Genomic DNA, 19,334 nt, shown 5'->3' on the forward strand with positions numbered 1-19,334 from the left:
AACTTAGGCTGAATGGTCGTCCGGATATTCACGGATAAAGCGTTCAACGTCGCCCACCATTGCGTCGTTGCCGCAGAAGAACGGGCAGCGCTGATGCAGCGTTTCTGGCTGGATGTCGAGGATGCGATTGGCACCATCGCTGGCTTTACCGCCCGCTTGCTCCGCCAGGAAGGCCATTGGGTTGCATTCGTACAGCAGACGCAGCTTGCCTTTCGGGTGGCTGGCGGTGCTTGGATAGAGATAGATGCCGCCTTTCAGCAGGTTACGGTGGAAGTCGGCCACCAGTGAACCAATGTAGCGCGAGGTATACGGGCGCTTGGTGGCGATATCTTCTTCCTGGCAGAACTTCAGGTATTTCTTCACACCCTGCGGGAAGCGAATGTAGTTACCTTCGTTGATCGAGTAGGTGTAACCCTTCTCCGGGAAGGTCATGCGCTCGTGGCTCAGGCAGAATACGCCGAGCGACGGATCGTAAGTAAACGCATGCACGCCCACGCCGGTGGTGTAAACCATCATGGTCGAAGAACCGTAAACCACGTAACCCGCAGCAACCTGCTTGTTGCCCGGCTGCATGAAGTCGGCTTCGGTGATTGGCGTGCCCGGCTCGCTGATGCGATGGTAGATAGAGAAAATGGTGCCGACGGAAACGTTAACGTCGATGTTTGAAGAACCGTCCAGCGGATCCATTAATACAACGTATTTGCCATTCTCTGAGCCTTCAAAGATGACGAACTCGTCTTCTTCTTCCGACGCGATACCGGCCACCACGCCGCGTGCTTTCAGGGCGGCTTTCAGCTTTTCGTTGGCAAACAGATCAAGCTTCATCTGCTGCTCACCCTGCACGTTTTCCACGCCGCTGGCACCCAGAATATCCACCAGACCCGCTTTGTTGATGTCGCGGTGGATAATTTTAGCGCCAAGCTTAATGGAAGAAATCAGCGCCGTCAGTTCACCTGTGGCGTGTGGAAAGTCGTGTTGCTTCTCGACGATGAATTCGCCTAACGTTTTCATAACACATTCCCTGCATCTACGATGGAGTGGCAGCAGCTGTAACAAGCTACCAACGTATGAGCGCAGTTTAGCCGATTGAACTTTAAAAACCATAGTCCTAATCCGTTTCTTCCCTCTCAACTCGGCGTTACACTGTGCGCCGAACTTTTGAGTAATGGATCTCTTTATGCGTATTCACATCCTCGGGATTTGTGGCACTTTCATGGGCGGACTGGCGATGCTGGCGCGCTCGCTGGGACACGAAGTGACCGGCTCAGACGCCAATGTCTATCCGCCGATGAGCACGTTGCTGGAACAGCAAGGCATTGAATTGACTGAAGGTTACGATGCCAGCCAGCTCGATCCGCAACCGGATCTGGTGATCATTGGTAACGCGATGACGCGCGGCAATCCTTGTGTCGAAGCGGTACTGGAACGCAACATTCCCTACCTCTCCGGCCCGCAATGGCTGCACGATTTCGTCCTGCGCGATCGTTGGGTGCTGGCGGTGGCGGGAACCCACGGCAAAACCACCACAGCCGGCATGGCAGCGTGGATTCTCGAGGCCTGCGGCCTGGAACCGGGCTTTATCATCGGTGGTGTGCCAGGAAACTTCGAGGTTTCGGCAAAATTAGGAAAAAGTCCATTCTTCGTCATCGAAGCGGATGAGTACGACAGCGCGTTCTTCGACAAGCGTTCCAAGTTTGTGCATTACTGCCCGCGCACGCTGATCCTCAACAACCTCGAATTCGATCACGCGGATATCTTTGACGATCTGCGCGCCATCCAGAAGCAGTTCCATCATTTGATCCGTATCGTGCCGGGCCAGGGCAAGATCCTGCTGCCGGAGCACGACAACAACATCAAGCAAGTGATGGCGATGGGCTGCTGGAGCGAGCAGGAAACGGTGGGCGATAACGGTCACTGGCAGGCGAAAAAGTTGACGCCGGACTCTTCACATTGGGAGATCTGGCTCGACGGCGAGAAAGTCGGCGAAGTGAACTGGGCGCTGGTGGGCGAGCACAACATGCATAATGGCCTGATGGCGATTGCGGCGGCGCGTCATGTTGGGGTGAAACCGGTGGATGCCGGTGAAGCGTTGAGCAGCTTCATCAATGCGCGTCGTCGTCTCGAACTGCGCGGTGAAGTGAACGCCATCAAGGTGTACGACGATTTCGCTCACCATCCTACCGCGATTCTCGCCACGCTGGCGGCGCTGCGCAGCAAAGTGGGCGGCACCGCACGCATTCTGGCGGTGCTGGAGCCGCGCTCAAATACCATGAAGATGGGGGTGAGCAAGAACGAGTTAGCGCCATCGCTGGGCCGCGCAGACGAAGTGTTCCTGTTCCAGCCGCACCATATTCCGTGGCAGGTTTCCGATGTCGCTGAGGCGTGCATTCAGCCAGCGCAGTGGAGCGCGGATATCGATACGCTGGTGGAAATGGTGGCGAAGAAAGCCCAGCCAGGCGATTCGATCCTGGTGATGAGTAACGGCGGATTTGGTGGTATTCACCAGAAACTGCTGGAGCGGTTAGGGCGGTGATGGTGCGGGTTTTCCCCTCACCCTGGCCCTCTCCCGCAAGCGGGCGAGGGAATGTTTAGGTGGAGCTCGGTCAGCCCCTTCTCCCGCTTGCGGGAGAAGGGGCTGAGGGGAAAACCGCAGAAAACTTACGCTTCTGCCAACTCACGTAGATACTGGAAAATCAGGCGGGCAGATTTTGGCGGCTTATTCGCGGCTTTCTCTTTCTGCGCGTTACGGATCATGCTGCGCAGTTGCTGACGATCGGCGTGCGGATAGAGGTTAAACACTTCAGCGACCGCGTCATCACCTTGCTCGATCAAACGATCGCGCAAAATCTCCAGCTTATGGAACAGTGCAACCTGCTGGTTGTGACGATTCTTCAGCTTATCCAGCGCCTGGCGAATCGGATCTTCATCGCGTGAACGCAGCATCTTACCGATCAGCTGCAGCTGACGGCGACGGCCTTCTTTCTTGATGCGCTGCGCCAGTTCAATCGCGTCGCGCAATTGTTCGTCGAGTGGGATCTTGTCGAGGGAATTTTTCCCCAGCTCAACCAGCTCGGCACCAAGGCGTTTTAGCTCTTCGGCATCGCGTTTAATTTCGCTTTTGCTGACCCAGATAATCTCTTCATCTTCTTCGTCATTATTATCCGGCACATCGTCGAGCCAGTCTTCGGGCTGCTTGGTCATCTCTTGGCTCCCAAAAAAAAGAGGCTAATCCTACCAGTTTATCGGGCGACTGCGAAATTGTTCTCTGAGTCTGATAGACTCAAACAATTCATACTTAAGATTAGACGGCAGGTCGATGAACGTATCTACTCAGGTTGCAGAACAACGTAAAGTGTTGGAACAGGCTGTCGCGCAGGCGTTGGAACTGGCAAAAGCCAGCACCGATGGCGCTGAAGTGGCGGTCACGAAAACCACCGGCATCGGCGTCAGTACCCGCTATGGCGAAGTGGAAAACGTCGAATTCAACAGCGATGGTGCGCTCGGCATCACCGTCTACCATCAAAACCGAAAAGGCAGCGCTTCCTCCACCGATCTCAGCCCGGATGCGATCAAACGCACCGTGCAGGCGGCGATCGACATTGCGCGCTACACCTCGGTGGATCCATTTGGCGCACCGGCCGATCCCGATCTGCTGGCGTTTGACGCGCCGGATCTCGATCTCTACCATCCGTGGGAGATCGATGCCGATCGCGCTATCGAACTGGCCGCTCAGGCGGAACAAGCGTCGTTGCAGGCCGACAAGCGCATCACCAACACCGAAGGCGGCAGCTTCAACAGCCACGTTGGTATCAAAGTCTTTGGTAACAGCCACGGCATGTTGCAGAGCTACTGCTCCAGCCGCCATTCGCTCTCCAGCTGTGTGATAGCCGAGCAGGACGGCAATATGGAGCGCGATTACGCGTATACCATTGGCCGCGCTTTTGACGATCTGAAAAGCCCGGAATGGGTTGGCGCCGAGTGCGCCCGCCGCACGCTGTCGCGTCTGGCACCGCGCAAGCTTTCGACCATGAAAGCGCCGGTGATCTTCGCGCCAGAAGTGGCGACCGGTTTGTTTGGTCATCTGGTGGGCATGATCAGCGGCAGCAGCGTATACCGCAAATCGACCTTCCTGCTTGATTCGCTCGGTAAGCAGATTCTGCCCGAGTGGCTGACCATTGAAGAGCATCCGCACCTGCTGAAAGGCCTGGCATCCACGCCGTTCGACAGCGAAGGCGTGCGCACCCAATCGCGTGACATCATTAAAGATGGCGTGCTGCAGAACTGGCTGTTGACCAGCTACTCGGCGCGCAAGCTCGGCTTGCAGAGCACCGGCCACGCAGGCGGCATCCATAACTGGCGTATTGCCGGTCAGGGCCACAGCTTTGACGACCTGCTGAAGCAGATGGGCACCGGTTTAGTGGTAACCGAGATGATGGGCTCTAGCATCAACGGCATGACCGGCGACTATTCACGCGGCGCATCCGGATTCTGGGTGGAAAACGGTGAGATTCAATATCCTGTGAGCGAGATCACAATCGCTGGTAACCTCAAGGAGATGTGGCTCAATATGGTGACCGTCGGTAACGACATTGAAACCCGCAGCAATATACAATGCGGTTCGGTGCTGCTGCCGGAGATGAAAATCGCCGGACAATAAGAGTCATCGCTTTTTGAAAGCAGCCCGCAAGGCTGCTTTTTTTTTGGCCCGACAATAATAAAAGGACATACCAATGCGTAATAAGCATGTGATTGCAGTGTTGTCGTTATCGCTGTTGTTCTCCTCGGCTAGCGTGTTTGCAGCCGATTTAGAAAAAGATATGGATACGCTCAAGGATGGTCTGAGCGTGGTGAAGAAAACCTCTGACGCGCAGGAGATGCATACCGCGTTGGGTAAGATGCGCCAGGCGGCAACGGATGCTAAGCAATCCACGCCGGAAAAACTGGAAGGTCAGGCGGCCGATAGCGCGCAGATCAAGGATTATCACGCCGGTCTGGATTCGCTGATTGCCCAGATCGATGTGGTTGATCAGCTGGCGCAAGCCAACAAGCTGGACGAAGCCAAGGCCGAAGCGAAGAAACTGGAAGATATTCGCAACGCCAACCATAAGAAATTCCGCTGATAACCCGGCCAGCCCCGTGGCTGGCCTTATTCCTCTTTGCCTTATCTCCGCTTTAATCCGCATAACTCCATCAATCCTCGCATTTTGTGACCGCTTTCGCACACTTCGTGCGTCCTGAGATCTGGCGCACACTCGCCCGCGGGATTTCCACTTTGAGGTGGAAAAGTTGCGACTCAACAGCCTGAAGGCGAAAGCGTACTTTCTTATCAACGAGAAATATCTGTAATTGTCCGCTGTAAACAGGAGTAACAAGGTGAGGAGTGAAGCTGTCCCGCTGAAACAGAGCACGCCGGAAGCGATCCAGGCGCTGGCGGATAAGGTGTTAAGCCAAATTGCAGCGATCTACGCCGCACATCACATCGAAGCCAACGCCGTGCAGCAGCAGATGCTGGCTTCGCATGTCCGGGCGATGGCATCGCGCTCTTTAACGGGTGAAGCGCTACCGGAAGTAGAAGCTGAGCTGTTTGAAGATATCTCGCCGGAAACCATGGCGCTGGCGCAGCAGGTGGTGGATCTGTTTGGCAATCTGCCCAAAGAGGAAGCCTGGTTGTTGTCCGTCCATATCGAAGTGGCGAAATCGAACGAAGCATAAATTGCGAGGAATTGAACATGGTAACTGTAGTGATTGGCGATCGTCTGGGTAAAGGTCAGAAAGTAGCAGCGGGCATCGAGAAAGCCGGTGGTCGTGCGGTGGTGGTGCCAGGCGTGGCAGCCGACATGAAGCTGGGCGATGTGATGAAAGCGGAAAACGCCGACTTCGGTATCTCCTTCTGCGGCAGCGGCGGTGCCGGTGCGATTACCGCGCAGAACAAATATGGCTACAAAGCCAAACACGGGATGCGTTCGATTGACGAAGGCGTTACCGCCATCAATGAAGGTGCCACTGTGCTGGGCTTCGGCTTTATGGATAAAGAAGAGCTGGGTGAGCGTCTGGTGCAGGCCTGGACTAAAAAACACGGCAGCTAAGTATGAAACAGCAATACGAGACGCAGGTAACGGTGCAGGGCAAAGGCGACAGTAAAGCAAAAGCCTTTGCCGATGCGCTCAGCAAGGTGCAGCAGCAAGTGCTGCGCACCAGCCAAAAGATTCTGTTGCGCATTGAACCCATAGATGTGCGGGTGCTGCGCGCGCAGGAGAGCGTGCGCAAGGAAAAATTCTTGTTCTTCTTCCTCGCGCGTGAGCGACGGAATTACAGCGTTGAGCTGGACATTACCGTTAGCGTCACTGTGATCGACACCGACAAGGTGGATTTCATAGCGACTTAATAAAAACGACAACAAGGGTACGACGACATGTTTTTAATCATTTTGTTTAAGTCGTTAATCATTGGCGGATTGGTTGGCGTCGGGGTGGGAGCGGGCGCAGCGCGCATGTTCCACGCACCGACCACACAAGGTATGGGCGCGTTCCGTACCTTGGGAGAACTCAATTCCTGTGAAGGCGATCCGGCATCGCACTTCTCCTTTGGTCTCGGCTTCTTCTTTAACGCCTGGGCATCATCCGTGGCAGCGGGTTCCTTCACGCAGGACGTCGATCACCGCATTTTGCCGAACTGGGGCGCGGCGGCACTGATGGTGAAAAACCGCAACGTGGCGGAAACGCTGCACAACCCGAAACGCATGGCGATTGCCTGCGGCATCATCGGCATGATTGTGGTGGCCTTCCTTAACAGCACGGCGTCTGCGGTTCCGGCGGCGCTGCAGGTTACCGCAGTAAAAGTGCTGGTGCCGGCGGCTAACCTGCTGGTGAATACCGTGATGCCAGTGATCTTCTGGCTGGCAGCGATTGATGCCGGTAAGAAATCTGGCTTCTGGGCCACCATTTTTGGCGGTCTGGCGCAGCTGATCATGGGTAACGCCGTACCGGGTTTGGTGCTGGGCATCCTGATCGGTAAGGGTGTGGAAGAGAGCGGCTGGAACAAAGTCACCAAGGTGATGATGTTTGCCATCGTGCTGCTGTTTGCCTTGAGCGGCTTCTTCCGCGGTTTCGATCTGAAACTGCTGCAATCCTTCCAGCTGGGTATTCCGGGCTGGCTGGATATGATCCACAACAGCGTCAGCGGCAAATAAGGAGCCATCAGCATGAACGAGAACGAAAACAAAGGGTTCTGGTACGCCGACTGGTCTTTCCCGATTTTTGTTGGCCTGCTCTCCTCCGGCGTATTTGCCGGTACGCACATGTATTACCTGTACGGCATTGGTGCTTTTAACGAAGTGGCGTTTGTCTCGATGCTGCGCTCCGGTATGGAAACCGGCGTGTATGGCGCGGTGGCGGCGTTTGGTGCCAGCTTCCTGTTTGCACGCATTATCGAAGGTTCGCTGGTGGGGATTCTCGATATTGGCGGCGCGATCCAGACCGGCGTCGGCCTCGGCGTGCCTGCGCTGCTGCTCGGTGCCGGCATTGTGTTCCCGGTCGCCAACTTTGCCGCATCGCTGGCTACGGGTTTGGTGGTGGGCTTAGCGATAGGTTATCTGATCATCCTGGCGCGTAAGTTCACCATCAACCAGAGCGACTCAACCTACGGCGCAGACGTGATGATGGGCGCGGGTAACGCATCGGGCCGTTTCCTCGGGCCGCTGATTATCCTGTCGGCCATGGCGGCGTCGATTCCCATTGGTCTCGGTTCGCTGGTGGGGGCGCTGCTGTTCTACCTGTGGAATAAGCCTATTACCGGCGGCGCGATTTTGGGCGCGATGGTGTTGGGTGCGATGTTCCCAATCTCACTCTGATACTGATGTGCGGCCATATGGCTGCACATATCCGTAGCGGCGCCATTTATTGCGCGATAAATCACGCCGCTACGAAATGAGCGTTTGTATGTGAGGAGTAAGCATGTTTGATCTGATTCTGCGCCGCGCACGTCTGTGCGACGAACAGCTGGTGGATATTGCCATCCAGCACGGCAAAATTGCCGCCGTCGGCGAGGTGAGTGGTCTGGCACAGCAGGAGCGCGATCTCGCCGGACGTTACTATGTCAGCGCTGGCTGGATTGATAGCCACGTGCACTGTTATCCCCAATCCCCAATTTATCACGACGATGCCGACACCATTGGCATGGCGCAAGGCGTCACCACGGTGGTGGATGCCGGCAGCACCGGCGCTGATGACATCGACGACTTTTATCAGCTCACGCGTTCGGCTACCACCGAAGTACGCGCGCTAATCAACATTTCACGCACCGGCATTGTGACGCAAAACGAGCTGGCCGATATGGCGCAGATTGATGGCGATGCGGTGGTGCAGGCGGTGAAACGCCGTCCCGACTTTATCGTTGGCCTGAAAGCGCGCATGAGCAGCAGCGTGGTGGGCGAGAATGGCATTCAGCCGCTGGTGCGGGCCAAGGCGATTCAGCAGGCAGCCGGAAACTTGCCGCTGATGGTGCACATTGGCAACAATCCACCCGTGCTGGAAGAGATCGCCGATCTGCTGACCTCCGGCGACATCATTACCCACTGCTTTAACGGCAAGCCGAACCGTATCTTGTCACCGCAGGGCGAACTGAAAGCAGCGGTGAAAAATGCCATCGCGCGCGGCGTGAAGCTGGATATCGGCCACGGCGGCGCCAGCTTCAGTTTTGAGGTGGCGCGTCAGGCGATTGCGCAGGGCATTCTGCCCGACACCATCAGCTCCGACATTTACTGTCGTAACCGCATCAACGGCCCGGTGCATAGCCTGGCGCACGTGATGTCGAAATTCTTTAGCATTGGCATGACGCTGCCGCAAATCATCGAGTGCGTCACCGTTAATGCCGCTGCTGGCCTGCGTCTGGCGGGCAAAGGGCGCTTAACCGCCGGTTATGACGCCGACCTGACCATTTTTACCGCCAAAGAGGAAGCCTGCCCGTTCGTTGATGCTGAAGGCGAACGGGTATTAGGTGAACAACATATTCTGCCGCTGGCCGTGGTTATCGCCGGTCACTGGCATCTGACTGATGAAGGGAAAGCGAATCATGTCTTCGATCTATGAAAAATATGACCTGAAACAGGTCATCAACGCCTCGGGCCGCATGACCATTCTCGGCGTCTCCACGCCGTCTGCGGATGTGGTGGAGACCATCAGCTACGGTCTGAATCACTATTTCGAGATGAAAGATCTGGTCAACAAGACCGGCGCTTACATCGCCAAACTGCTGGACGTGGAGAGCGCGGTGGTGGTGTCGTGCGCCTCCGCGGGCATTGCGCAGAGCGTGGCGGCGGTGATTGTTAAAGATAACGACTGGCTGCTGGAGAACCTGCACGCCGCACCGCTCAGCGTGCCGCACGATATCGTGGTGCCAAAAGGGCACAACGTGAACTTCGGCGCGCCGGTTGGCACAATGGTGGCGCTGGGCGGCGGGCGTTTGATCGAAGCCGGTTACAGCAATGAATGTTCGCCAGAGCAGTTGGCGGCGGCAATCACGCCGACCACGGCGGCGCTGATGTACATCAAATCGCACCACTGCGTGCAGAAAAGCCATCTTAGCGTGGAGCAGGCAGCGGTAGTGGCGCGCAAGCACGGCATTCCACTGATCGTTGATGCGGCAGCGGAAGAAGATTTGCAGTGCTACTACCAAATGGGCGCGGATCTGGTGATTTACAGCGGCGCTAAGGCGATTGAAGGGCCGACCAGCGGCTTAGTGATTGGTCGTACGCAATACGTTGAGTGGGTGAAGCGCCAGAGCAATGGCATTGGTCGCGCGATGAAAGTCGGCAAAGAGGGCATTCTCGGGCTGACGCAGGCGATTGAAAACTATCTGGTGCAGCCAAAAACTACCGGCGCCGAGATGGTCGCCAACATGACGCCGTTTATCGACAACCTCAACACGCTGAACGGCGTCACCGCCCGCGTGGTGTGGGATGCCGCCGGACGCGATATTGCGCGTGCCGAGATCAAGTTTGATGAAGCGGTCACCGGCTGGCCGACTGGCGAACTGGTGCAAGCGTTGAAAACTGGCGACATCGCCATCTATTTCCGTGGCTACAAAGCCAACGAAGGCATTATCGAAGCCGATGTGCGCAGCGTTAGCGCCGATCAGCTGCACATCATCTTTAGCGCTATTCAGGCGTTGATCAGCGGAGGAAAACGCGCATGAGTCTGAACCCGAACTTCTATCAGGATCGACTGTGCCTTAACGTGCTGGCCGGTTCGAAGCAGAACGCCAAAGCGATCTGGCAGGCGGCTGAAGGCCATGTGCTGGTGGGCGTGCTGTCAAAAAACTACGCCAGCAATGAAGAAGCCATTGCCGATATGCGCGAGTATGCGGCGCTGATCGACAATGCGTTATCCGTGGGTTTGGGCGCGGGCGATCCGAACCAGTCGGCGATGGTGAGTGAGATCTCGGCGGTGCTGCAACCGCAGCACGTCAATCAGGTCTTCACCGGCGTGGCGACCAGCCGTGCACTGCTCGGCCAGAATCAAACCGTGGTGAATGGTTTGATTTCACCGACCGGCACGCCGGGCCTGGTGAAAATCTCCACCGGACCGCGCAGCTCGAAGAACGCCGACGCGATTGTACCGATCGACAGCGCCATCGCCATGTTGCAGGACATGGGCGGCAGCTCGGTGAAATACTTCCCGATGGGCGGCCTGAAAGCGGTGAATGAGTATCGCGCGGTGGCGGAAGCCTGCGCGCGTCACGACTTCTGGCTGGAACCCACCGGCGGCATCGATCTCAACAACTTCGAAGAGATTGTGCGTATTGCGCTCGATGCGGGCGTCAGCAAAGTGATCCCGCACGTTTACAGTTCGATTATCGATAGCGCAAGCGGCGACACGCGCATTGACGATGTGCGTCAGCTTCTGGCAACGTGCAAGAAACTGCTGTAACAAATGAGTAACAGGTGAGGCTCCGTGAGATTTCCCAATCAGCGTCTGACTCAGCTTTTCGCTGCGCTGCAAAATGAAACGCTGCCGCAGGATGAGCTGGCACGTCGCTTTTCCGTTTCAACGCGCACGGTGCGCACCGATATCACCGCGCTGAACGCGCTGCTGGAACAGCATGGCGCGCAGTTTGTGCTGGCGCGCGGCGCGGGATATCAACTCAAAATTGACGATGCGGCGCGCTTTGGCCGCTTACAGCAAGAGAGCGCGACGCCACTGCGCGTGCCGCGTACCTCGCAGGAGCGCGTGCGCTATCTGCTGACGCGCTTTCTGACTGCGGCGTATTCGATCAAGCTGGAAGATCTGTCCGAAGAGTGGTTTGTCAGCCGCGCCACGCTGCAAAGCGATATGGCAGAAGTGCGCGAATGGTTGGGCCGCTATCACCTTAATATCGAAACCAAACCGCATTACGGCATGAAGCTGTTTGGCAGCGAGGCGGCGATCCGCACCTGCTTAACCGACCTGCTGTGGCAGATCGATCAGGAGACGCCGGACAGCCCGCTGCTGACGGTGGAAGCGCTGCACAGCGGCATTCTGGCGCAGCTCCAACCTTTGCTGCAACAGTGCTTCGCCCAGCACGCCATTCGCCTCAGCGATGAAGGCGACCGCTATCTGCAAATCTACTGCGCGGTGGCGGTACGACGCATCAGCGAAGGTTTCCCGCTCAACGATCCGGGTGCGGAAGATGTGGGCGAGGAAGTGCGCGAGGCGGCGCACGATCTGATTAACCTGATGCGTCCGCTGGTCGGCAAACCGATTTCACAGGCGGAAGAGAACTGGCTGCGGGTCAACATCGCCGCACGCCAGATTCAGGCGCTGGCACCGAGCACCATTAACGCTGACGACGCCGATGCGCTGGTCGATTACCTGCTGAATTACATCAACACCCATTACAACTATCGGCTGCAGCATGATGAGCAGCTGCGCGCCGATCTGCTCACCCATATCAAAACCATGATCACGCGGGTGCGCTACCAAATCCACATCCCCAATCCGCTGCTGAGCAACATCAAACAGCACTATCCAATGGCCTACGATGTGACGCTGGCGGCGGTGACCAACTGGGGTAAATACACCCCTTACACTATCAGTGAGAACGAGATCGGTTTCCTGGTGCTGCACATTGGTGTTGGGCTGGAGAGGCATTACGACGTCGGCTATCAGCGCCATCCACAGGTGCTGCTGGTGTGCGACAGCGGCAACTCCACGCTGCGCATGATTGAGGCGCTGCTGCTGCGCAAATACCCGCAATTGGTGGTGACGGCGCGGCTGTCACAGCGCGACTATGAACTGCGCGAGCATATCGATGAAGACTTCGTGATCTCCACCGCGCGACTCAGCGAGAAGAATAAGCCGATTGCGGTGATGTCGCCATTCCCAACCGAGTTTCAGCTGGAGCAGCTCGGCAAGCTGGTGCTAGTGGATCGCACGCGCCCGTACATGCTGGAGAAGTACTTCGACGCGCAGCACTTTATGGTGCTGGATAAGCCGATGGCGCAGTCAGAGCTGTTCCGCCTGCTGTGCGATCAGCTGGAGAGCGAAGGTTTTGTCGATGCGGATTTTTATCCGTCGGTTGAGGAGCGCGAAGCGATTGTCAGCACCCTGCTCGGCGAAGGCATCGCGCTGCCGCATTCACTCGGCTTGCTGGCGCAGAAAACCGTGGTCTACACGGTGCTGGCGCCGCATGGCGTGAGCTGGGGCGAGGAGACAGCATCGGTGATTTTCCTGCTGGCGATCAGCAAGAGTGAATACGAAGAGGCGATGGCGATTTACGATCTGTTCGTCACCTTCCTGCGCGAAAGAGCGATGACGCGGCTGCGCGATTGCGCGGATTTTGTCAGTTTTAAAGCGGTGGCGATCGATTGTTTGAGTCGGATGTAAGGGTTGTGCGTGCTGTCCCCCATCCCGGCCTTCCCCCGCAAGCGGGGGAAGGAGATGCAGCTTCATCACTAACATGTGGCAGCATCTTCCTCCCCATGCAGCTTCATCACTAACATGTGGCAGCATCTTCCTCCCCCATTTATGGGGGAGGACCGAGGAGGGGGAAACCCCGCACAATCTACCCACGTTTCGCCAGCAACCTCGGAATCTCACGCAAACACCAGGCTTTGGCTTCGCCCATGCTGTCGCGGCGCCACGCCATAATAATGTCCACTTCGCGCGTATACTCGGCGCTCACCACGCGTAAACGACCTTCGGCGATATCCTGCTCCACCATCGGATACGGCATGGTCGCCACACCCAAACCGGCCAGCAGCGCGCGGCGTTTATCATCCATGCTGCTAACCGTCAGACGCTGCTGCTTATCCAGCAACTGCACCGTCAGCACTGGGCGCTCGCGCGCGGTGTCCGCCACCGCGATGCCGCGATACTTCACGCGCGTCACTTCTGACAGCGGCTCAGCTTCCTGATGAATGGGATGATCCGGGCTGGCAACGTAGACGCTCATCGTGCTGTACAGCTTGCGGGTGTTGATTTCGGTTGAGGCGCGGAAGTGCATATCCGGGGCAATCACGATATCGGCGCGGCCCTGTTCCAGCCGCTCCCAGGCGCCGGCTAACACTTCCGTGATGAGAGAAATTTGCGTATTGGCTTTTTCTGACAGCTTCTCAACCAGCGGGAATAAACGCTCGGAAGGCACCAGCGCCTCGGCAACAATGGTGAGATGCGTTTCCCAACCGCGTGCCAGCGCTTCGGCATCGGTGGTGAGCTTATCGGCGGCCTCCAGCAGCACGCGGCCCCGTTCCAGCAGCATGCGGCCCACGTTGGTGAACTTGGTGCGGTGGCCGGAACGGTCAAACAGCACCACATCCAGCTCCTCTTCCAGCTTCTGCATGGTGTAACTCAGCGCGGAAGGGACGCGACCCAGTTCATCGGCCGCAGCGGCAAAGCTGCCACGACGGTCAATAGCATCCATCACACGTAAAGCTTCAAGGGTTAACGCGCGGTCTTTTGCCATGCCGATTCTCTTTCAGTAAATTTGAACATGCCAGGCAGATTAACTGGCTTACAATCCGGCGTCCAGACTTTTACCATAATCCCATCAAGCCTGCGGTCGGTTCTCACCGCAGCGCGTCGGAGGATTATCATGATGACAACCCGCTGCGCGTCCGCATGTGGCCAGGCCGATTTCGGTTGGTTGCAGGCGCGCTACAGCTTCTCATTTGGCCACTATTTCGATCCAAAATTAATGGGCTACGCGTCGCTGCGCGTACTCAACCAGGAAATTCTGGCCCCGGGCGCCGCATTCCAGCCGCGCAGTTATCCGCAGGTCGATGTGCTGAATCTGGTGCTGCAAGGTGAAGCCGAGTATCGCGACAGCGAAGGCAATCATCTGGTGGCGCGTGAAGGCGAGGCGATGCTGCTTTCTGCGCGTCAGGGCGTGAATTACAGTGAAATTAACATCAGCAAAGATCGCCCGTTAACCCGCATGCAACTGTGGCTGGCGGCCTGTCCGGAACGTGAAAACCCGCTGTTGCAGAAGCGCGACCTGCCGCAACAAACCAGCGTACTGATCGCCTCGCCCGATGGCGCGCAGGGCAGCCTGCAGCTGCGCCAGCAGGTTTGGGTGCATCAGGTGACGCTAGCGCCGGGCGAGCAGTACACGGTGAAATTGCACGGACCGCGCGCTTACCTGCAATCGATCCATGGTTCGCTGGATGTGCAGGCCAGCAGCGCCAACCAGCAGCCGCTAGGCTGCGGCGACGGCGCGTTTCTCAGCGAAGAGGACCAGATTAGCCTGCAGGCCAGAACGCCGCTGCGCGCGCTGGTGATTGACCTTCCCGCCTAACCCTCATGCACAAAAAAGGGCGACCGAAGTCGCCCTGATGCTTTGCTGTAACGCTTATTTGAGAATGGTGAAGGCCGTAGTCACGTGCTTCACGCCGCTCACCCGGCTGGCAACATCGGCCGCCGCCTTCGCTTCTTCTGCAGTAACCAGTCCCAACAGGAACACTTCACCGTTTTCGGTGGTCACTTTGACGTTGGAGGATTTCACCTGATCGCTGCCCAGCAGCTGCGAGCGGATTTTGGTGGTGATCCAGGTATCCGATGACGAGGTGCCGAGGCTGACTTTCTGTCCATTACGGATTTCGTTATACACCTCGGTGGCCCCATCAACGCCCATGGCGATCTGTTTGGCACGGCTTGCCAGATCCGGGGTTGGCGACTGGCCGGTTAGCAGTACTTTGCCCTGATAAGCGGTGACAACCACGCGCGCCTGGTTTTTGATCTGTTCATCTTTTGCCAGTGCGTTCGAGACGCGCAGCTCCAGCGTACCGTCATCGACCTGCGTGCCCACGGTGCGCGGATCAGTGGCGGTTTTGGTGGCGACGGCAGCGCCGCCGGCAACCACGGCAACACAACCTTGCAGCAGCATGGCGGTTAAGAGAATGGCGACAGCGTTCAATGCTTTCATTTGAGCTCCTTCAGTCATTCCTGGTGTGGGAATAAAGTGTTATCAATCAAATCGCACAGGCAGTTCAGCGTCAGCATATGCATTTCCTGAATGCGCGCACTGCGATGTGATGGAATGCGAATTTCCACATCATGCGGACCGAGCAGGCCCGCCAGCTCACCGCCGTCGTGGCCGGTTAACGCAACGATGGTCATATCGCGGGTAACCGCAGCTTCAACCGCTTTGACGATATCGCGGGTGTTGCCACGGGTGGAAATGGCCAGCAGCACATCACCAGCCTGACCAAGCGCTCGAACCTGCTTGGCGTAGATTTCATCGTGCAGACGATCGTTACCAATCGCCGTCAGCATCACATTATCAGCGCTCAGCGCCAGCGCAGGCAGGCTAGGGCGCTCTGTCTCGAAACGGTTAATCATGCTGGCGGCAAAATGCTGAGCATTCGCCGACGACGCACCGTTACCGCAGCTAAGGATTTTGTTACCGTTCAGCAGCGACTGCACCAGCGTCATCGCGGCGCGGGAAATCGCATCGGGCAGCGCTTCGGCTGCGGCGATTTGGGTCTGAATACTTTCGGTAAAACACGCTTTAATTCTGTCCTGCACAAGACCACCTGGTTCTATCCATCGGCATTAAAGGCATCGGGCAGCCACTCCAGCTCACGCCCGGTAATGGCAATGATGTCAAAACGGCAATTCACCGTATCAAAACTGCCGCCACGCGCCAGCAACCAGAGCGCGGCGGCACGCAGCAGCTTTTGTTGTTTCTGGCGCGTTACGCTGGCGGCGGCACCGCCGTAGCGCGCATCGCGTCGATAGCGCACTTCAACAAATACCCAGCAATCGGCGTCGCGCATAATCAGGTCAATTTCCCCGCTGCGACAGCGTACATTGCTGGCAAACCACTGCAGCCCGGCGCGCTCCAGATAGCGACGCGCCAGTTGTTCCTGCTCAGCGCCAATGCGCTGGCGGTTTACTGCACCGGAACGATCTGTCCCTGACGATACTGGTTCCATGCCAACTTCCTGTTGATCACGCAATCCGTGTCGGCGTTCAGCTTGCCGGTGTTGCCATCAATGGCAAAGCCAGGCACCTGACGCATCTGGTTAAAGTTATTCGCCAGCGTCCAGGCATCAATGCCCATAGCGTAGAGGCGAACCAGCGAATAATCGTTGTTGAACGACTTCGCCGCCTGCTGCATTAAGCCCGGATTGCTACCGGACAGCAGCGGAATATCGCTGAACTGCAAGCCATCCATCTCCAGACGGAAGTCCGGGCCTGCACCCGCCTGCGCACTGCGTGAGCTGGCGTACAGCGCGGTATTGTTGCGGCTGCTGGTGCGCATCGCAATCATCGGCTTGATGAGCTGCAGCTCATCCTGGCTGGCGACGATGTACACCGCATCCACGCTACCGCTGCTGGCATCGGCCGTTGGCACCGGTGCGCTGGTTTGCGGTGCAGGAATCGTCAGGCCAGCAATCGCCACGCTCTGCGATTGCGCGGGCTCAACGTTGAGCGGCGTGCCGCTTAACGCGATACCCGCACCGCTGTTGATGCCTTGCTTGAGTTCGCCGACGCCGCCAAAACGCTGCTGCAGTACGGTTGAGCCACCCAGCGTTTGCCACTCTTGCGCGAACGCTTTGCTGATACGGTCGCCATAACTGCTGCGCGGCACCAGCAATAATGGCTGGCGTTTGCCTTGCTCGTAGATATGGTGCGCGGCATCGCGTGCTTCGTCTTCAGGAGAAAGCGCAAAGTAACAAATATTCGGATGGTTCTGGATCTGTTCTGGCTCGTTCAGGGCCAACACGTTAAGCGGCGTGTTGCTATTGGCGACGGTTTCAACGTCATTTTTTAGAAGCGGGCCGACCACCAGCGTGGCGCCATCTTGCTGCGCCTGCTGCATCACCTGCGCAATCGGCTGGCTGCTGGTGTCATACACTTTCACCTGCGCATTGCTGTTGCCCTGTGCGGCGGCGGGTTGTGCGGCTGGCTGCGACTGCTCGGTTTGCGGCGGTGTGTTATCTGCAACGGCGGGGCTGACCACGCTATTGGCGTCCGCGGTCGGCTGTGCGCTGGCATCGGCTGTCGTAGGCGCTGGCGCGGCTTGCGGTGCCGGCGCCGGTGCATTGAGCACGCCATTGCGCGCATCGGTGAAGCCTTTCTGAATCGCATTGGCAAACACCTGCGCCTGGCCGTTAAGCGGCAGCAGCAGCGCGATGGTATTGGTCGACGCTTTGGTGAAGTTCTGCACCTGGCTGAGCTGGGTTGGCAGTGTCTTCGCGCCTGGGTTCTGCGGATAACGCGTCTGCCAGTCCTGAATCGCCGCTTTCAACATTTGTGGGTCCTGGCTGTTTGCGCGCCAGGTATTCAGCAGATCGAGCCAGCCCTGCAGGGTATTTTCATCAGCATTGATCACCAGGCTGTTGATCTGATCCTGGGTCATCTGCGTCAGCGCTTGCCAGGTTGCATCGATATTGCTTTGGTGATCGGCACCTTTCAGCAGCGGCTCCTGCGCTATATAGGCACGCAGCAGCGAGAGTGAAGGGCGATTCTGTGCCGCCGCGATTTGCAGCGCGTAGTAACGCACCTGCTGGTCCTGCGACAAGCCGCCGCTTTTCACCTGGCCCAGCAGCTGTTGCGCACCGGTGTAATCCTGCTGCCCAATCTGCATCTGCGCGAGCAGCAGCAGCAGTTCTTGCTGTTGCACTTCGCTTAACTGCTGCGACAATTGATTGAGCTGATTCGCCGCCTGCGGATACTTTCCTTCCTTCAACAGGGCACGGATGGCAAGTAATTGCCAGTCGGTCTTGCTATCATCGCTGCTTTGCTGCACCTGCTGCAGATAATAGTCAGACCGGCCAGTCGCAGGACCCTGAATATTGACGTTAGAGGTTTGTTGCGGTCCCTGACCACTACAGGCGGCTAAAATCAGTCCAGCGAGAAGAACAGGTACTAAGCGTCCTGCTTTATGACGTACGACTTTTGAAGGAAGCATACTGTATCCAGTGATGTTTTTTTCAAGATGCTCAATATTAAATCGGCAATTCGGATGAAACAATGAAACAACTCGATCGGGCAGAGATTTCTGCCAGCACGCTCTATATCGTTCCTACCCCGATCGGTAACCTGGGTGATATCACTCAACGAGCGTTGACGGTGCTCTCAAGCGTCGATCTAGTCGCAGCGGAAGATACACGTCATACCGGGCTGTTGCTACAACATTTCGCCATCAATGCGCGACTCTTCGCACTTCACGACCACAACGAACAGCAGAAAGCTGAGGTGCTGTTAGCTAAGCTGCAAGAGGGCCAGAGCATCGCGCTGGTCTCCGATGCCGGCACGCCGTTAATCAACGATCCCGGCTACCATTTGGTACGTCGCTGCCGTGAAGCTGGTGTGCGCGTGGTGCCGTTGCCAGGTGCCTGCGCGGCGATTACAGCATTAAGCGCGGCGGGGTTACCGTCCGATCGTTTCTGTTACGAAGGGTTTCTACCGGCCAAAAGCAAAGGACGTTGCGATGTGCTGCGCGCGCTGGGTGAAGAGCCGCGTACGCTGATTTTCTACGAATCGACCCATCGCCTGATCGATAGCCTGCAGGATATGGTCAGCGTGTGGGGCGGCGAGCGCTACGTGGTGCTGGCGCGTGAGATCACCAAAACGTGGGAATCTATTCAAGGCGCACCGGTCGGCGAGTTGCTGGCGTGGGTGCAGGAAGATGAAAATCGTCGTAAAGGCGAGATGGTGCTGATTGTTGAAGGCCATAAAGCGGATGAAGAAGCGCTGCCGGCGGAGGCGTTGCGCACGCTGGCGCTGCTGCAAAAAGAGCTGCCACTGAAGAAAGCCGCTGCGCTGACGGCGGAAATTCATGGGGTGAAGAAGAACGCGCTTTATAAGTACGCGCTGGAGCAGCAAGAGGCGTGACAAACGCTGGCAAATCGC

21 protein-coding genes are annotated in these 19,334 nt (G+C 57.2%); 14 read left to right on the forward strand and 7 right to left on the reverse strand.

Features of this window, described 5'->3' with window-relative positions:
* Positions 1–3 precede the first annotated feature (3 nt).
* On the reverse strand, positions 4–1,011 hold the full coding sequence (gene fbp, locus Q3H59_RS02620; RefSeq protein WP_008103565.1) for a class 1 fructose-bisphosphatase: 1,008 nt from the start codon (positions 1,009–1,011) through the stop codon (positions 4–6).
* A 166-nt stretch (positions 1,012–1,177) separates the two neighbouring features.
* Here fbp and mpl point away from each other — a divergent pair, with 166 nt between their 5' ends.
* Entirely contained in the window at positions 1,178–2,533 is a 1,356-nt protein-coding gene (gene mpl, locus Q3H59_RS02625) for a UDP-N-acetylmuramate:L-alanyl-gamma-D-glutamyl-meso-diaminopimelate ligase (protein ID WP_137386589.1), read from the forward strand.
* Positions 2,534–2,658: 125 nt separating this feature from the next.
* On the opposite strand, the gene yjgA is transcribed toward mpl, so the two are convergent.
* A complete protein-coding gene (gene yjgA, locus Q3H59_RS02630; protein WP_101762888.1) occupies positions 2,659–3,201 on the reverse strand; it encodes a ribosome biogenesis factor YjgA in 543 nt (180 codons plus the stop codon).
* Between the two features lie 115 nt (positions 3,202–3,316).
* On the opposite strand from yjgA, the gene pmbA reads away from it, so the two are divergent.
* From pmbA to Q3H59_RS02685, 11 genes are all read left to right on the forward strand, one after another.
* On the forward strand, positions 3,317–4,657 hold the full coding sequence (pmbA, locus tag Q3H59_RS02635; protein WP_192236155.1) for a metalloprotease PmbA: 1,341 nt from the start codon (positions 3,317–3,319) through the stop codon (positions 4,655–4,657).
* A 73-nt stretch (positions 4,658–4,730) separates the two neighbouring features.
* Positions 4,731–5,120 (forward strand): cytochrome b562, encoded by a 390-nt coding sequence (gene cybC, locus Q3H59_RS02640; RefSeq protein ID WP_110867416.1) that lies wholly within the window; start codon positions 4,731–4,733, stop codon positions 5,118–5,120.
* Positions 5,121–5,373: 253 nt separating this feature from the next.
* Positions 5,374–5,712, forward strand: coding sequence for a glycine dehydrogenase (locus tag Q3H59_RS02645; protein ID WP_007892186.1), 339 nt, complete (start codon positions 5,374–5,376; stop codon positions 5,710–5,712).
* A 17-nt stretch (positions 5,713–5,729) separates the two neighbouring features.
* Positions 5,730–6,086 (forward strand): SFCGS family glycine-rich protein, encoded by a 357-nt coding sequence (locus Q3H59_RS02650; RefSeq protein WP_008103553.1) that lies wholly within the window; start codon positions 5,730–5,732, stop codon positions 6,084–6,086.
* A gap of 2 nt (positions 6,087–6,088) precedes the next feature.
* Positions 6,089–6,385, forward strand: coding sequence for a DUF4312 family protein (locus Q3H59_RS02655; protein ID WP_137386587.1), 297 nt, complete (start codon positions 6,089–6,091; stop codon positions 6,383–6,385).
* A 27-nt stretch (positions 6,386–6,412) separates the two neighbouring features.
* A complete protein-coding gene (locus tag Q3H59_RS02660) occupies positions 6,413–7,189 on the forward strand; it encodes a DUF4311 domain-containing protein (protein ID WP_101762892.1) in 777 nt (258 codons plus the stop codon).
* A gap of 12 nt (positions 7,190–7,201) precedes the next feature.
* On the forward strand, positions 7,202–7,849 hold the full coding sequence (locus Q3H59_RS02665) for a DUF4310 family protein (protein WP_064738408.1): 648 nt from the start codon (positions 7,202–7,204) through the stop codon (positions 7,847–7,849).
* 103 nt (positions 7,850–7,952) lie between these two features.
* A complete protein-coding gene (locus tag Q3H59_RS02670) occupies positions 7,953–9,086 on the forward strand; it encodes an amidohydrolase/deacetylase family metallohydrolase (protein ID WP_309833025.1) in 1,134 nt (377 codons plus the stop codon).
* The gene (locus tag Q3H59_RS02675; RefSeq protein WP_309833027.1) at positions 9,070–10,191 is read left to right on the forward strand and encodes a DgaE family pyridoxal phosphate-dependent ammonia lyase; all 1,122 of its coding nucleotides are present in this window, start codon (positions 9,070–9,072) and stop codon (positions 10,189–10,191) included. Before Q3H59_RS02670 ends, Q3H59_RS02675 begins: the two co-directional genes overlap by 17 nt.
* A complete protein-coding gene (locus Q3H59_RS02680; RefSeq protein ID WP_101762895.1) occupies positions 10,188–10,925 on the forward strand; it encodes a 2-dehydro-3-deoxy-phosphogluconate aldolase in 738 nt (245 codons plus the stop codon). The genes Q3H59_RS02675 and Q3H59_RS02680 overlap by 4 nt, the downstream gene beginning before the upstream one ends.
* Positions 10,926–10,949: 24 nt before the next feature.
* Positions 10,950–12,860, forward strand: coding sequence for a transcription antiterminator (locus Q3H59_RS02685; protein ID WP_217549751.1), 1,911 nt, complete (start codon positions 10,950–10,952; stop codon positions 12,858–12,860).
* Positions 12,861–13,038: 178 nt separating this feature from the next.
* On the opposite strand, the gene Q3H59_RS02690 is transcribed toward Q3H59_RS02685, so the two are convergent.
* Complete coding sequence (locus Q3H59_RS02690; RefSeq protein ID WP_101762897.1) at positions 13,039–13,938, reverse strand: LysR family transcriptional regulator; 900 nt, start codon at positions 13,936–13,938, stop codon at positions 13,039–13,041.
* A gap of 129 nt (positions 13,939–14,067) precedes the next feature.
* Between Q3H59_RS02690 and Q3H59_RS02695 the strand changes: the two genes are divergently transcribed.
* Positions 14,068–14,769, forward strand: a complete 702-nt coding sequence (locus Q3H59_RS02695; protein WP_309833030.1) for a pirin family protein — start codon at positions 14,068–14,070, stop codon at positions 14,767–14,769.
* Positions 14,770–14,823: 54 nt separating this feature from the next.
* On the opposite strand, the gene dolP is transcribed toward Q3H59_RS02695, so the two are convergent.
* Genes dolP through Q3H59_RS02715 form a run of 4 tightly spaced genes read right to left on the reverse strand, consistent with a single transcriptional unit; the run spans position 14,824 to position 18,390 of the window.
* Positions 14,824–15,396 carry a division/outer membrane stress-associated lipid-binding lipoprotein gene (gene dolP / locus Q3H59_RS02700; protein WP_101762899.1) on the reverse strand — a complete coding sequence of 191 codons (573 nt, stop codon included), beginning with the start codon at positions 15,394–15,396 and terminating at the stop codon, positions 14,824–14,826.
* 14 nt (positions 15,397–15,410) lie between these two features.
* Complete coding sequence (gene diaA / locus Q3H59_RS02705; RefSeq protein ID WP_007890352.1) at positions 15,411–15,998, reverse strand: DnaA initiator-associating protein DiaA; 588 nt, start codon at positions 15,996–15,998, stop codon at positions 15,411–15,413.
* A gap of 14 nt (positions 15,999–16,012) precedes the next feature.
* Complete coding sequence (locus Q3H59_RS02710; RefSeq protein ID WP_008103534.1) at positions 16,013–16,408, reverse strand: YraN family protein; 396 nt, start codon at positions 16,406–16,408, stop codon at positions 16,013–16,015.
* A complete protein-coding gene (locus Q3H59_RS02715) occupies positions 16,366–18,390 on the reverse strand; it encodes a penicillin-binding protein activator (RefSeq protein ID WP_309833038.1) in 2,025 nt (674 codons plus the stop codon). Before Q3H59_RS02715 ends, Q3H59_RS02710 begins: the two co-directional genes overlap by 43 nt.
* A 62-nt stretch (positions 18,391–18,452) precedes the next feature.
* Here Q3H59_RS02715 and rsmI point away from each other — a divergent pair, with 62 nt between their 5' ends.
* Positions 18,453–19,316, forward strand: a complete 864-nt coding sequence (gene rsmI / locus Q3H59_RS02720; RefSeq protein ID WP_101762901.1) for a 16S rRNA (cytidine(1402)-2'-O)-methyltransferase — start codon at positions 18,453–18,455, stop codon at positions 19,314–19,316.
* Positions 19,317–19,334: the final 18 nt, after the last annotated feature.

The organism is Pantoea sp. SORGH_AS_0659 (assembly GCF_031453915.1).
Lineage (GTDB): Bacteria > Pseudomonadota > Gammaproteobacteria > Enterobacterales > Enterobacteriaceae > Pantoea > Pantoea leporis.